Genomic DNA, 13937 nt, shown 5'->3' on the forward strand with positions numbered 1-13937 from the left:
TTTTGTTTACGTGATATATTAAGCAGTATGTTGTAGCTTGATAATTTTCTTATTGCTGCTTTCTTTAATAAAAGTGCCAATAATGTTGGTCAATGAATCGGTTTCAATTAAAAAGCCGTCATGGCCATAGTCTGATTTTAGTTCGGTAAATTCAGCTCCTGGAATGCTTTGTGCTAAAAACTTTTGCTCCGAAATAGGGAAAAGCACATCGTTTCCAATACCAATAACCAATGTATTTGCTTTAATTTCTTTTAATGCATCAGCAATGCTTTTTCTGTTTCTACCCACATTGTGACTGTCCATTGCTTTGGTTAGGTAGTAATAACTGTATGCATTAAAGCGATTGGTTAATTTTTCGCCTTGGTAGTTTTGGTATGAAGAAGCTCTAAAATTATCGGTTTTATCGTTTACACTTTCCACTTGCGTGCTGCCATAGGCTTCGTAGGTGCGGTAACTTAAAAGTGCGATGCTGCGTGCTACTTTCAATCCTTTGTTGCCACCATTCGGTTGGTTCGCATAAAAAGTACGGTCGGCTGTAATGGCCAAACGTTGACTTTCGTTAAAAGCAATGCCCCAAGGCGAGTGAACGGCGTTGGTTGCAATCAAAATTAGGTTTTCAATTTTATTAGGTTCGATAATAGACCATTCAACCGCTTGTTGACCACCCAAAGAACCTCCAATGAGTACTTTAATGCTTTCAATGCCTAAATGAGCTGCTAATAGTTGATGAGCTGCTACAAAATCGCGCACACTAAAGGCAGGAAAGGCCAAATAGTACGGTAAATTTGTGGTGGGGTTGGTACTTAAAGGATTGGTAGTACCGTAATGAGAACCCAACACATTGGCGCAAACAATATAATGGTCCTCGGGATTAAATAGTGAATTTTGACCAAATAAACCTTCCCACCATTCAAAAACATCTGAGTTTGCAGTTAATGCATGGCAAACCCAAATTACATTGTCTTTGTTGGTGTTTAACTTGCCATATGTATGATAAGCAATTTCTAAATTGCGGAGTTTTTTACCGTTCTCTAATTTAAATTGTTTTGGATATTTATATGTTGATGCAGTGCTCATGCTAAAATTTTGTGTTGAAACAGTTGGATAAGCTGTGTTTTAAATTGCTGTTGCGTTGGTTCGATTATCAGAAAAATGTTAAGGTTTAGATAATCCAAGTTGCGTATCCCAATTTCTTGGGACCTTCCGGTTTATAAAAAATACAAAAAGGAAGTTTTTAAGATTAATGCATGCAACAGCACATACAAATCATCATTTGTGCCGTATAAGAAATAGAAGTATGCATAGCCTTCGTTGGCTGCTGATTGATTTCGCTTTGCGATGGAAAATTAAATGTATTCATCAGTTATCATTTATATTTCCGAATAACACCCTGTTACCCGGTCTGGAATTGGCACCTTCTCTTTCTGAGGGTTGCCAGTGGGTCTCTGAGCCAGTCTCTCGCCACTTCTTTATAAATCAACCGGTAATGATTGACTTTTATCAGCTTTCGCCAAATAATGTTTCAAATGTCTGAATTTTATTTTAATGAACAAAATTATATTTTGAATATTGTGTAATTATTTGAAAATCAGTTATAAAAAAAAATAGCATTTAAGAAGGGTATCCGCTTTGAGTAGCCATAATGTGATGATTGTCATTCGATTATTTATTTTATTTTATTGGGCAGTTTATCTCTAAGAAGACACAGAAATGAATAAAAATTTATAAAAAGGGTTCAAAACTGTAACTTCGGTAAAAATTTAAAGATGTCCAAGCTCAAATCTCTTTGCGTATATTGCGGTGCTAATTTTAACGGCGATGAAGTGTTGCGTGATGCCATACAACAACTCGCCAAAACTTTTGTGAATCAAAACATTCGTTTGGTTTACGGGGGTGGGAGTGTAGGTGTTATGGGGCTTTTGGCTAACGATGTGCTAGCAATTGGGGGCTTGGTAACAGGCATTATTCCAAAGTTTTTGATGGATAAAGAAGTTGGTCACAAAGGGTTAACCGAGTTAATTGTAACGGAGAATATGCACCAACGAAAACAAGCAATGGCTGATTTAAGCGATGGCTTTGTTATTTTACCAGGCGGTTTTGGTACCTTAGAAGAATTTTTTGAAGTGCTTACTTGGCTCCAACTGGGTTTACACAATAAACCGATTGGGGTTTTAAATGTAAACGGCTTTTACGATTCATTGTTTCAGCAAATGGATGTCATGGTGCAAAATCGCTTTTTAAAACAAACCAACCGCGATTTGGTATATAATGAATCAAACGCTGAAATACTCATTCAAAAGATGGGGAATTTTTCGGCTACGCCGGATGAAGTTTGGTTTAAAGAACGAAACTTAAGTTAAATAAACATATATAGAACTAAAACTATTCATATTAAGTAAACAAATCAGATGCAAAAAATCTCCAGCCACGCAGAATTTGAACAATATCTTGGCAAAGAATTAGGTGTTTCAGATTGGCATACCATTACGCAAACGCAAATTAATCAATTTGCCGATGCAACATTAGATCATCAATGGATTCATATCGACACTGAACGTGCCCAAAATGAAGGACCTTTTAAGGCAACTATCGCACATGGTTATTTAACCTTATCATTAATCCCATTTTTATGGAAACAAATTGTCGAAATCTGTAACTTGAAAATGGAAATCAATTACGGAATCGAGAGTTTACGCTTTGCACAACCGGTAACCGTTGATAGCCGTGTACGTTTAAAAGCAAAATTAGCAGCCATTGTTAATTTGCGCGGGGTAACAAAGGTAAACATGGGAATTGAACTTGAAATTGAAGATCAAAAGAAACCTGCATTTACTGGTGAGGTTGTATTCTTATATCACTTTATCGCATAAGTAACGATAGGAACGATTTACGAAGTTTTTTCGATTTCGTAAATCGTTTTTTTTAACTGATTCTTATCCTTATTCATTCTGTCCTCAAAAAGGTCTAATAGGTGTTCTTTATTACTTTTTTAAAGGATTTCAAGTTTCACAGAAAGGCATTTCATCCGATAAAAGCATGTAAATTTTAAAAAAATACTCGCCTAATCGTAACCCTACTATAAATTAATTGTTAGTTTTAGCCTTTTAAATTGTTAAAGCTTATTTTTGAAAATATGTCAAGATTAACTTATATCGGTTTTCTAATTTGCTCATTTCTTTACTTTTCTTTAGTCGCTAGTGCTCAAGTAAACACCATTCAAAATATTCAGGCGCGTAAAATTCAAAGCCTGAATGGAAAATGGAACTACATCATCGATCCATATGAAAATGGGTATTACGATTATAGACACAATCCCTTCGATCAATCAAAATCTGGAACAGGTGGCTTTTTCGATGATAAAGTTCAAAAAGATAAAACAGAACTGGTGGAATACAATTTTGATTTATCGCCTCAAATAAACGTACCAGGAGATTGGAACTCGCAATCGGAGAAATTAGAGCTGTATGAAGGTACCGTTTGGTTCAGAAAGAAATTTACGGCACAACCAGAAAAATCAAAACGGTATAACATTTATTTCGCAGCCGTTAACTACGAAGCGCATGTCTATTTAAATGGAAAGAAAATTGGTAGCCATAAAGGCGGATTTACTCCTTTCCAATTTGATGTGACCGGAAAGTTAAAAGCAGGTGAAAATACACTCATCGTGAAAGCTGATAATACCCGAAAAGTAGATGAAATTCCAACCGTGAATACAGATTGGTGGAATTATGGCGGTATAACCCGCGATGTGTACCTGGCCGAATTTCCAGAGCATTTTATCAACGATTACAAATTGCAATTGGTTAAAGGAAATAACAGTTTGCTTGGCTTTTCTTTGAGATTAGTAGATGCTACGGCCAATCAAGATATTACGCTAACCATTCCGGAGTTAAAGCTAGAAAAGAAATACAAAACGGATTCAGAAGGGAAAATTTCAGACGAATTTAGTTGGAATAATTTAAGCCTATGGTCGCCAGAAAATCCAAAACTTTATACCATTAACATCCGTTCAGAGAAAGAAACCATTGAAGATAAAATAGGTTTTAGAACCATCGAAACCAAGGGCGATACTATTCTTTTAAACGGAAAGTCGATTTTTTTAAGAGGGATCAGTCTTCACGATGAAAATCCACTCCTAAAAGGGCGTTTGCGTACAGAAGCTGATATGCGGATGATGTTACAATGGGCAAAAGAGTTGAATTGCAATTATGTTCGTTTGGCGCATTATCCGCATAACGAAAAAATGGTACGCTTAGCAGACGAAATGGGCCTCCTTGTTTGGGCTGAAGTGCCTGTTTATTGGACCATTAGTTGGCAAAATGCGGCTACGTATGCCAATGCAAAACAACAATTGACCGATTTAATTAATCGCGATAAAAATCGCGCAAGCGTAGTGGTGTGGTCCGTTGGGAATGAAACGCCTCTTAGTGATGCTCGTCTCAGTTTTATGAGTAATTTAGCTGAAACAGCCCGGTCATTAGACGATACACGATTAGTTGCCGCGGCTTTGGAAGTACATCGTGAAGGCAATACCATGGTGCTAAATGACCCATTGGGAGAGAAGCTCGATCTCGTAAGTTTTAACGAATACGCGGGTTGGTATTGGGGAGGAACACCTGCCGAAATCACGAAATACGATTTTAAAATACAATACAATAAACCTGTGGTGGTGTCTGAATTTGGAGGAGATGCGTTGGCTGGTTTCCATGCAGATGAAAATACGCGTTGGAGCGAAGAATATCAGGAAGCCTTGTATAAAAATCAGTTAACCATGCTGAGCAAAATTAAAGCATTACGCGGTTTAACCCCTTGGATATTGACCGATTTTCGGTCGCCACGAAGGCAACACCCCGTTTACCAAAACTTTTGGAATCGGAAGGGGTTAATCAGTGAAACAGGTGAAAAGAAAAAAGCGTTCTTTGTTTTAAAAGATTTTTACAATCAAGTACAAGAAAGCTATAAGTAATAAAAATTAAAATTGATAATACTTAGATGAAGTTAAAAATTAGTTTATCAATAGCATCCCTATTGATTATGAATGTAGTATTCGCACAAAAAGTTAACGTACGTAAAGCTTTTGCTGCAGCCGAAAAACAAATGGATGTTTTGGTAAAGAACGTAGATTCGGCACGTTTGGTTAAGTCTAAACAAGTTTCGCCCAGGACAGTAGAAAATGGTGTGTTTAAAATGGTCGGTTCGGGCGATTGGACTTCAGGTTTTTTTCCAGCTGAGTTGTGGTATCTATATCAATATACCAAAGAAGATAAATGGCTAAACTTGGCAAAGAAGTACACAGAAGATATTAAAAAAGAACAATTTAATAAAGGGACACACGATCTAGGTTTTATGGTGTATTGCCCTTTTGGTAATGGTTATCGCTTAACAAAGGATACGGCTTACCGTTCGGTTATTATTCAAGCTGCTAAATCACTTTCAACCCGATTCAATGCAAAAGCTGGTGTGATTAAATCCTGGGATCACAGTGGAAGTAAATGGCAATACCCGGTGATCATCGATAACATGATGAATTTGGAATTGCTTTTTGAAGCAAGCAAACTATCAGGCGATTCATCTTTTTATAAAATTGCTGTAGCGCACGCCAATACGACCATGAAAAACCATTATCGTGCAGATTATAGTTCGTATCACGTGGTTGATTACGATGTAACTACAGGTGATGTTCGTGTAAAACAGACCGCACAAGGCTATGCTGATGAATCTTCTTGGGCGAGAGGTCAAGCTTGGGGATTGTATGGCTTTACTTTGTGCTATCGCGAAACAAAAGATAAAACGTATTTGGCACAGGCCGATAAAATTGCCAACTACATTTTAACAGATAAATCGACCCCTGCAGACGGTATTCCTTATTGGGATTACAAAGACCCAGAAATTCCAAATGTATCGCGCGACGCATCTGCAGCTGCCATTACGGCCTCAGCGTTATATGAGCTAGCTTCCTACAGCGCGCATGCAGGTCAGTACAGAGCAGCAGCCGATAAAATTTTATATTCTTTAAGCACAAAATACAGTAATAAGTTAAGGGAGAATTATGGTTTTCTTTTAGCACATAGTACCGGTCATCGCCCTGGTAAATCAGAAATTGATGTACCTATTAATTATGCCGATTACTATTATTTAGAAGCTTTGCTGCGCAGTAAAAAATAGGCAGAGTATAACTTTGTTCATCAAGAAAAGCGTTGAGTTGGTATACATAAACCTTTTATTACCGCTGACATTTTTCTAAATTTATCCGGTCACAGTAACAAATAGTTCTTACCTCATGCGTAAGGAGTTCTTTAATGTAAAACGAGTACAGTAATCAAAAAATATAAAAATATAATGAGTACAGAAACAGGAAATTTATTTTCACTAAAAGATAAAGTAGTGGTAATTACAGGAGCTACGGGCGTTTTAGGCGAAGCATTTGTAAAAGGTGTTGCAGGTGCCGGAGCCTCTGTTGTTATTATTGGACGCAATGAAGAAGCTGCAAAACAGCGTGCAGAAGATGCAAAAAAAGTAGGAAGTAAGGCTATTTACATTTTAGCCGATGTATTGAACGAAGCGGCTTTGATTGAAGCAAAAGACAAAGTTTTAGCTACGTTTGGGCGCATTGATGCTTTGGTAAATGGAGCAGGAGGGAACATTGCTGAAGCAGTAGTTCAACCAGGAAGTGATGTTTTTGAGTTAAATATGGAAGCATTAAAACAAGCCTTCGACTTGAATTTATTTGGTACCTTGGTGCCAACGCAAATTTTCGGAAAAGAAATTGCAAAAAATGGGGGAAGCATCGTTAATATTTCATCCGTATCAGCTGATCATGCTATTACACGTGTATTAGGCTACTCATTGGCGAAATCGTCAATCGAAAGTTATACCAAATGGATGGCGGTAGAATTGGCCAATCGCTACGGCGATAAAGTACGTATGAACGCCATCGTTCCGGGTTTTTTCTTGACACATCAAAATCGCACGCTGCTAACCAATGAAGATGGTTCATTAACCGCACGCGGAAATGCTATTATTGCCAACACTCCTTTTAAACGTTTTGGTAATGCCGATGAATTAATTGGAGCACTGGTGTATTTGTTGAGCCCAGCTTCTAAATTTGTGAACGGAGAAAGTGTAAAAGTAGACGGAGGATTTAGCGTGTTTTCAGGCGTTTAAAATTAGCTCATTTAAAAATACGAAAGCTTGACTTATTCATTTAAGTCAAGCTTTTTTATTTGAAAAAATACCTGCGTTACATCTTGCCTCGCAGAGGCATAAAGTTTTTAAAGAAGAAAGATGGAAAATGCTTTCAGAAAACTAACTATCGATTCAATAACCCATAGATTTTATCCATTAACTCATCAATGTTAAATGGCTTGGCCATAAAAGAATCTGCTTCAATACCGTTGATGGCATAATTATTTTTGGTGTAGCGTGCAGAAATCATTAAAACAGGAATGTGTTGCGTCTGTTCATTTTCTTTCAATTGCTGCAATAAGGTTCTTCCGTCTGAGTCTGGTAGCATGATATCCATAACAACCACATCGGGTTTAAAACTTTCTAGTGTGGCTTTAAATTCAGCCCCTTTGTTTAGCCCGGTTACATTAAACGCCTCGCTTTCGAGAATAAGTGTAATAACATCTAAAATTGCATTGTTGTCTTCAACAACCAGAATGTTTTTCTTTGCCAAATGAATATAAAATTAAAAAATAAAAATAGAGAATAAATATTAAATACACGAATAGCCTTTCAAAAGACTTTTTAAACTTCTTCTTAGCACCTGATTTTGATTTAAACAAGCAGATATATTTTTTGTTCAGACATTTTTTATTTTCTGCAACCGTTTCGTACTGTCCTCCTAAGCAAGCTCTTTAAAAAACGCTTGTGTGCCTCAATTTACTGTAAACCTTGTTTTTAAAGATTCTAGGAGCTATATTTCCGTTGCATTACAACTAGCAACAGGGATGTAAATAGATAAAACATAGCTATTTAAGGTTGTTAAAAAAATAAGATTGCTGTCTATATTCTTAAAGGGAAAGTGTGTGCATGGATATACCTATTTTCGAAAAAATGATTAACCTGCTTTAAAAGGTGTTTAAAGCAGGAAAAATGTGCAAAACTAATTTGAAATAATTAATTTGTTTGTCTTGTATATTCAACCTAAATATGTATTATTGAAGAAATAAATTTTTAAACCTTTTAAAACATCAATTAGCGATGGAAAAATTCTCAAAAGTAAAAGCGGCTGTAGCTGCAATTGAAGCAGATGTAGAAAAATTTTATAATGCTGGAAACGCAGCTGCTGGTACTCGTGTTCGTAAAGCAATGCAAGATCTTAAAGTTTTAGCACAAGAAATTCGTGCGGAAGTTACAGAAAAGAAAAACTCTGCAAAATAATATTTCATGAGTATGAACAAAAAGGGTTTCGAAATTTCGAAACCCTTTTTGCGTTTAGGGCTTTTTCTCTGAGCCAGCACTAGGCAGCTGTATCAGTAATTTTGGAGTGTACTTAAATGGTAAGGGCTATAAATGATAAAGCTCCCCATCGCGGGGAGCATTTATCCAACTAACAAAACATATTTTTCATAGGTAGATTGAAAATTATCCTTTTTTGATTAATTTATATTCAATTACTGGTTTACCACGTGTACCACCATCAGCATTAATAAAGCTTACAAATTTTAATTTATACACGTTGCCAACACCGTCTTTTATAACATAGAAAACTGTTGTATTTACACCAATGGCAGCGCCTGTTGTAGCTCTCCAGCTAGAGCCAATCACATCTCTTGCATTAGAAAAAGTTAAGGCTGCAATATCGCCCTCAGCAAAGTCAGCATATGCTTTTGTAGAAGTAGAAACTTTTACCGCCGTTACACCTGCAAGGTTGTTGATGAAAATCAAATCAGAGAAAGCATATGGAATGGTTGCTGTGTAGTATAAACTATATCCCCAAACAAGATCCCAACTAGCTTTTGTAGGTTCAACACTCACGGTGCTTCCTTTTACAAGTGAAGCAAATTGGAAGTTTGTATCTGTATTTTTCGTAATATCAAGTGTCTTAAAAGTAGTTTCAGTTACTTTTGCATATTGTAATGTATAACCGGTTCCTTTTCTAAGGATGCGAATTTTGTAAAGTTCTTCATTTGCCAAAACAGTATTCGTTCCACCTTTTCTATTGATGATATAGACTTTGTTATCAGCATCTGTTGCAGAGATAGTAGCAATTACTGTTTTGTTCAAGATGTTTGCTTCACGAGGATCGTCCATCAAAGCAAATGTACCACCACCTTGACCAATTTTTAATGCATTTGGATCAAAATCAGCTGCAGTAACTGTATTTAAGTCTGTTTTATTCACCATTAAAGCAGAGGCTCCATTGGTGGCGTTTATAATTACTTTGAAATCATTTCCTGAGTAGAAACCTAAATCCCAACTATCCCGTAAAGCCGGTGTTTGCTTGTCGGTACTAAAATCTACATACACACTGTTTGCGGCCGCGGCTCCTTCTTCAGTAGCAGCTATGCCGTTCAATGTTAATGTACTTCCGTCAGATGGTGGCACAACGATAATAGGGTCTTCTCCTTCTTTTTGACAAGCAGTAAAAGATAAGGCTACGAGTGCTAAGGCTAAGATTGAGTTTAATTTATTCATGTTTTTGTTTTAAATGTATATTTCGGTTAAATTTTATTCCAGTTAAAAGATAGGCCCAGCACATATGAACGTCCATTGGCGTAAGGAACAGCTCCTCCACCCGTGCTATGTGCTCCGCCCGATGCAGTACCTGTATTGCTTAATTGTGTTACATTGAAGAGGTTTTTTATCCCCATATTAAGAGCAAAATACTTGTAGAATGTTTTGTTAAGCATTAAATCGGCCCAATTGAAAGACCCTGTTTTAACAAGTTGAGCACTGGCAACGTTGTTTGAGCTTTGCAATTGGTAGGCTGGCAAACTGCCGGTGTATTTATAAAATAGACTTACACTGGCATTTAACTTGGTGAAGAGATAGCTAAGTGTACTGGTCACTTCTGTAGCCCATACAAATTGCGGTACATCGAAGCTGTCATTTTCATAAATCTGGTTATATCGGCCGATGTAGGAGATACCAAGGTTTGCGTGTAAGTTTTTGTATTTTAAAGTGTTGTCTAATGTTCCTCCTGTTGTTTTATAGGTGGAAATGTTGATTAATGTCGTGATGGAATTATCTACAGGATCTTGTCCAAATTCGATTCTGTTCTTAAATTGATTGTAAAAACCAGTAAGCGTTGATCTAAAGTGAATATCTTTTCTTGAAAGCGGATTCCAGGCAAATGAACCATTAAAACTGTTTGATTCCTCCGCTTTTAAATTGGGATTTCCTAATATTTTATGGCTTGCATCTATAAAATCATAATACAATTCACGTAGGGCAGGGGCTCTAAAACCTTTTGCATAGCCCAATCGGAAATCTACTTGTTCTGATAGGACAATTTTTGCATTTAAGGAAGGAATAACTGGAGGTGCATCGTAAATAGAATTTTTAATAAAGCGCAACCCCGGTCTAATTTGCAGTGATTTGGTTAGATTGATTTCAGATGAAACAAAGAACGCATAATCTTGAATGACTGGCGATCCATTGATTCTCGCACCACTTGCTGCATCACGCGAATATTCTATACCCGGTTGTATAGATGCTATCGGACTAATCACATATTGTGCTGTCGCTCTAAACAATGTGTTGTTAAATTTTGCTACATCTTGTTCGCCCGCACCATCGGTTAACGCGCTCACGCCAGTCGTATAATCGTAAATTTTTGTTTCAGTTTTCCTCGCTAAATCAGAATAGCTGAGTATTCCATTCAATTGAAGTTTCGAGTTTATGCGTAATTCAGATTGTAGTTGTTGTGAATAACGATTGGTGGTGTAACTTTGTGAACGTTCTTTATAATTATTTGGGTTCATTCCGGTACGCGAATCAATTACTTCATCTAAACCATCAAAGCGATACCAAATGTTGAAATTTTTAGTACGGTAGCCTAGTTTCGCGTTTCCCATCCATTGTTCTTTAGGTTTCCAATAATTTGAAATCGCCGAAACTTCATCAATAGTAGTTGCTTTAGCCGGTACATTCCAGCCGCCAAATTCGTTATGTGTACCGCCAATAGAGGCACTCCATCCTTTATTCTGATAGGCTAAACCTAAATTTTGAACATGATTACCTGCACCATTTAAAAAATTGTACTCGTTACCGACTGTTTCTTCCTGTAGGCGGGCAGAAACATTTAACATTGATTTTCCATTCTTCTTGGTGATGATGTTAATTACACCTGCTAGTGCATCTGAACCGTATACAACCGACATCGGTCCCTCCACAATTTCTATGCGTTCAATGGTATTGATATCGATTTGATTTAAACTTTCGCGGGTGTCTGAACGATCCACCATCGGAACACCGTCTAATAAGATCTTAACATTTCTTCCGCTCATGCCCATTAATTGTACATCGGTAGTTCCTAAAGTCAGGTCGTTGCTAAAACGAAAGCCCAATTCAGTATTTAATACCTGTTGTACATTGTTTGCGGCGCTTAAACGGATACGTGTATCGTTGATAACGCGGACATTGTAAACTGATTTTCGTAGCGATTGGGGCTCATATTGCCCTGTAACAACTACATCTTCCAGATCTTTTGCTTTAGTCGTATCTATTTTAATTTCTTGAGCATCAGCTAGTATACAGCAAAACAATAAAGCAATTGATAAATATATTCTCATTTATTTAGACTAATTATAAATAATTTGTGCAAATTTGTGGATAATCAAACTTAACAGATAACGTCAAACGGATAATTTATGCCGCTAAACGGATTAATTATGAAAATCGCCTTTGCTGAATACCAAACTGGAACACCACTTTTTTTAGAAGATTTGCAACAGAGAAATGAGGATGTAGTAAATAATCCCTTAAAGGTAAAAGTATGTAATAATGATGCACAATCGATTCAAATAAAGGAAGTAATAGTGGAGCATGCACAACTTTTTATAGTAGAAGTTTCCAGCTCAACAGAATTGTCTTTTTCCATTCCAGCAAGTTTACACTCGGTAAGCATGTTGTTTTGTATGGGAGGACAAGTAAGTTATATGGTAAGAGCAGGCGAAAAGTCCAGCATTTTAAAAGCGAACCAGCACACAGTTTTTAGTAATACCGTTCATGATTTAAGTGGGAAGGTTCTGAAACAAGCCACATTCATTGTCATGGTGTTCAAAACAGCATACTTTGAAGAATTAACAGGGCAAACATTTAGCGCTACGGAGGTTGATTCAATGGTATTAATGACTTCAAAGGAAATGCAAATACCCTTGAAAGCTATATTTGAACAAGAGCTTACAGGCCGTTTAATGCATGCTTTTTTACATTCGAAAGTACTAGAATTGGCTGTAATTTATCTGCAACAAAAAACACAAGGCATCGTACACACGTTAAAAAGTGCTGATGTTGATAAAATTGAAATGGCGAAAAAGATAGTAGAAGCAAACCTTCAAACACCTTTATCCTTAATGGAATTGGCTAGAAAAGTGGGAATAAATGATTTTAAATTAAAAAAAGGGTTTAAAGAACTAACAGGCACAACCGTGTTTGGATATTTATATAATCTTAGAATGGAAAAAGCCTACACGTTATTAGCCATCGAAAAAAAAGCGGTGAACGAGGTTTCTTTCTTGGTAGGCTATAAAAATTCTCAACACTTTATTTTAGCCTTTAAAAAGAAACACAATTTTTTACCAGGAACATTAAATAAATAAAAAAATACGCGCAAACGTTTGATTTTTATTTAAATTTCTTAAAATCAGGTAAATAAGCTATTGTTCGGGCTCGCTTATTACTAAATCTGATTCAATAATGGTATTGAAATATGCTTGATTTTCACTTTTTGGGTTATTAATTAAATCCAGTAAAATATTCGCAGCTTTTTGACCTTGTAAATAAGGATACTGTTCAACAGATGCAATAGGAGGATGGTCGATGTGGCTAATGATTGGTAAATTTGCATAGCTAACGATATCAAAATCCTTAATTTGCCCAAGTTTTTTGAGGTGTTTTATTAAATACAATGCCGTATAATCGTTAAATGCAACGATTGCCGTTGGTTTTCGTTTGTGATTTAAGAAGCTGTCTGTGGTTTCAATAATGCTTTCTTCGGTCAAATCACAATTGATAATTAAACTCGGGTCAAATTTCAAGCGGTTGAATGTAATAGCTTGCATATATCCTTCTTTACGCTCATTACTGGCAAACAAGGTAGCGGGTCCATTAATCATTCCAATAATTCGGTGTCCTTTTTTTAGTAAGAAATTCATCGCTTTAATCGTCGCATTTTCCAAGCTACAAGCAACATAGTGAACGTTGTTGAAAGGAGGGATACGGTCGAAAAAAACCACTGGAATGTTGAATGATTTTAATTTTTCAAAATGATCAAAGTTTGAGGTGTCTTTACTAATGGATACCAAAAGACCGTCTACACGCTGATTACGCATTTTATCCACTAAGCTTACTTCTTGTTCATAATTATCGTGCGATTGAGCAAAAATTACGGTATAATTCTTTTTTAAAAGCTCATCCTCAATGGCAGAAATCGCAGTAGAAAAAAAATGTTCCGATAATTCTGGAAGAATAACGCCAATAGTATACGTTTTCCCTTTTTGAAAGAAAATAGCGCTTTTATTGGGTTCGTAATTTAGAGATTTTGCAAGTTGCTTAATCTTTTCGCGTGTTACAGCACCAATACTAGGGTGATCGTGAAGACCTCTTGATACACTCGATGGTGAAATGTTTAAAATCTTAGCGATTTCTTTAATGGTTGCTGGTTTTGACATTTTTATTTTCTCCTTCTTCTTAACTCAAACGTTTGCGTGGTTTTTTTCCGCTTAAAAATCGATGCAAGATATAAATATCCATACTTTAGAGCAACC

At 36.4% G+C, this 13937-nt stretch carries 12 protein-coding genes and 1 riboswitch; of the genes, 7 read left to right on the forward strand and 5 right to left on the reverse strand.

Going from position 1 to position 13937, the window contains the following annotated elements; all coding sequences use genetic code 11:
* Window positions 1–18: 18 nt before the first annotated feature.
* Entirely contained in the window at window positions 19–1077 is a 1059-nt protein-coding gene (locus ACJVDK_RS03685; RefSeq protein WP_443938939.1) for a homoserine O-acetyltransferase family protein, read from the reverse strand.
* A gap of 290 nt (window positions 1078–1367) precedes the next feature.
* A riboswitch (SAM riboswitch) is annotated at window positions 1368–1478 on the reverse strand.
* 288 nt (window positions 1479–1766) lie between these two features.
* Between ACJVDK_RS03685 and ACJVDK_RS03690 the strand changes: the two genes are divergently transcribed.
* The 5 genes from ACJVDK_RS03690 (at window position 1767) to ACJVDK_RS03710 (ending at window position 7164) form a co-directional block, all read left to right on the forward strand.
* The gene (locus ACJVDK_RS03690; RefSeq protein WP_443938940.1) at window positions 1767–2360 is read left to right on the forward strand and encodes a TIGR00730 family Rossman fold protein; all 594 of its coding nucleotides are present in this window, start codon (window positions 1767–1769) and stop codon (window positions 2358–2360) included.
* Between the two features lie 48 nt (window positions 2361–2408).
* Window positions 2409–2870: a MaoC family dehydratase gene (locus tag ACJVDK_RS03695; RefSeq protein ID WP_443938941.1), complete on the forward strand. Its 462-nt coding sequence runs from the start codon at window positions 2409–2411 to the stop codon at window positions 2868–2870.
* 263 nt (window positions 2871–3133) lie between these two features.
* Window positions 3134–4966: a glycoside hydrolase family 2 protein gene (locus tag ACJVDK_RS03700; protein ID WP_443938942.1), complete on the forward strand. Its 1833-nt coding sequence runs from the start codon at window positions 3134–3136 to the stop codon at window positions 4964–4966.
* A 26-nt stretch (window positions 4967–4992) separates the two neighbouring features.
* On the forward strand, window positions 4993–6165 hold the full coding sequence (locus tag ACJVDK_RS03705) for a glycoside hydrolase family 88 protein (RefSeq protein ID WP_443938943.1): 1173 nt from the start codon (window positions 4993–4995) through the stop codon (window positions 6163–6165).
* A gap of 174 nt (window positions 6166–6339) precedes the next feature.
* Entirely contained in the window at window positions 6340–7164 is an 825-nt protein-coding gene (locus tag ACJVDK_RS03710) for an SDR family oxidoreductase (protein ID WP_443938944.1), read from the forward strand.
* A 145-nt stretch (window positions 7165–7309) separates the two neighbouring features.
* Here ACJVDK_RS03710 and ACJVDK_RS03715 read toward each other — a convergent pair whose 3' ends face one another.
* Window positions 7310–7678, reverse strand: a complete 369-nt coding sequence (locus ACJVDK_RS03715; protein ID WP_443938945.1) for a response regulator transcription factor — start codon at window positions 7676–7678, stop codon at window positions 7310–7312.
* A 527-nt stretch (window positions 7679–8205) separates the two neighbouring features.
* Between ACJVDK_RS03715 and ACJVDK_RS03720 the strand changes: the two genes are divergently transcribed.
* Entirely contained in the window at window positions 8206–8385 is a 180-nt protein-coding gene (locus ACJVDK_RS03720) for a histone H1 (RefSeq protein ID WP_443938946.1), read from the forward strand.
* A 204-nt stretch (window positions 8386–8589) separates the two neighbouring features.
* Here ACJVDK_RS03720 and ACJVDK_RS03725 read toward each other — a convergent pair whose 3' ends face one another.
* Together ACJVDK_RS03725 and ACJVDK_RS03730 are read right to left on the reverse strand one after the other, a co-directional pair.
* On the reverse strand, window positions 8590–9642 hold the full coding sequence (locus ACJVDK_RS03725) for an HmuY family protein (RefSeq protein ID WP_443938947.1): 1053 nt from the start codon (window positions 9640–9642) through the stop codon (window positions 8590–8592).
* A 26-nt stretch (window positions 9643–9668) separates the two neighbouring features.
* Window positions 9669–11741, reverse strand: coding sequence for a TonB-dependent receptor plug domain-containing protein (locus tag ACJVDK_RS03730; protein ID WP_443938948.1), 2073 nt, complete (start codon window positions 11739–11741; stop codon window positions 9669–9671).
* Window positions 11742–11840: 99 nt separating this feature from the next.
* Here ACJVDK_RS03730 and ACJVDK_RS03735 point away from each other — a divergent pair, with 99 nt between their 5' ends.
* Entirely contained in the window at window positions 11841–12770 is a 930-nt protein-coding gene (locus tag ACJVDK_RS03735) for a helix-turn-helix transcriptional regulator (protein WP_443938949.1), read from the forward strand.
* A gap of 57 nt (window positions 12771–12827) precedes the next feature.
* Here ACJVDK_RS03735 and ACJVDK_RS03740 read toward each other — a convergent pair whose 3' ends face one another.
* On the reverse strand, window positions 12828–13841 hold the full coding sequence (locus ACJVDK_RS03740) for a LacI family DNA-binding transcriptional regulator (protein WP_443938950.1): 1014 nt from the start codon (window positions 13839–13841) through the stop codon (window positions 12828–12830).
* Window positions 13842–13937 lie beyond the last annotated feature (96 nt).

The sequence above is a fragment of the Pedobacter paludisoli genome (assembly GCF_052344095.1).
In the GTDB taxonomy this organism is placed as follows: Bacteria; Bacteroidota; Bacteroidia; order Sphingobacteriales; family Sphingobacteriaceae; genus Pedobacter.

Excerpts from the sequence above, each read along its gene's own strand:
- ACJVDK_RS03725 (WP_443938947.1), bottom strand. The coding sequence starts at position 9,642 with ATGAATAAATTAAACTCAATCTTAGCCTTAGCACTCGTAGCCTTATCT.
- ACJVDK_RS03690 (WP_443938940.1), top strand. The coding sequence starts at position 1,767 with ATGTCCAAGCTCAAATCTCTTTGCGTATATTGCGGTGCTAATTTTAAC.
- ACJVDK_RS03695 (WP_443938941.1), top strand. The coding sequence starts at position 2,409 with ATGCAAAAAATCTCCAGCCACGCAGAATTTGAACAATATCTTGGCAAA.
- ACJVDK_RS03740 (WP_443938950.1), bottom strand. The coding sequence starts at position 13,841 with ATGTCAAAACCAGCAACCATTAAAGAAATCGCTAAGATTTTAAACATT.
- ACJVDK_RS03735 (WP_443938949.1), top strand. The coding sequence starts at position 11,841 with ATGAAAATCGCCTTTGCTGAATACCAAACTGGAACACCACTTTTTTTA.
- ACJVDK_RS03700 (WP_443938942.1), top strand. The coding sequence starts at position 3,134 with ATGTCAAGATTAACTTATATCGGTTTTCTAATTTGCTCATTTCTTTAC.
- ACJVDK_RS03710 (WP_443938944.1), top strand. The coding sequence starts at position 6,340 with ATGAGTACAGAAACAGGAAATTTATTTTCACTAAAAGATAAAGTAGTG.
- ACJVDK_RS03685 (WP_443938939.1), bottom strand. The coding sequence starts at position 1,077 with ATGAGCACTGCATCAACATATAAATATCCAAAACAATTTAAATTAGAG.
- ACJVDK_RS03720 (WP_443938946.1), top strand. The coding sequence starts at position 8,206 with ATGGAAAAATTCTCAAAAGTAAAAGCGGCTGTAGCTGCAATTGAAGCA.
- ACJVDK_RS03705 (WP_443938943.1), top strand. The coding sequence starts at position 4,993 with ATGAAGTTAAAAATTAGTTTATCAATAGCATCCCTATTGATTATGAAT.
- ACJVDK_RS03730 (WP_443938948.1), bottom strand. The coding sequence starts at position 11,741 with ATGAGAATATATTTATCAATTGCTTTATTGTTTTGCTGTATACTAGCT.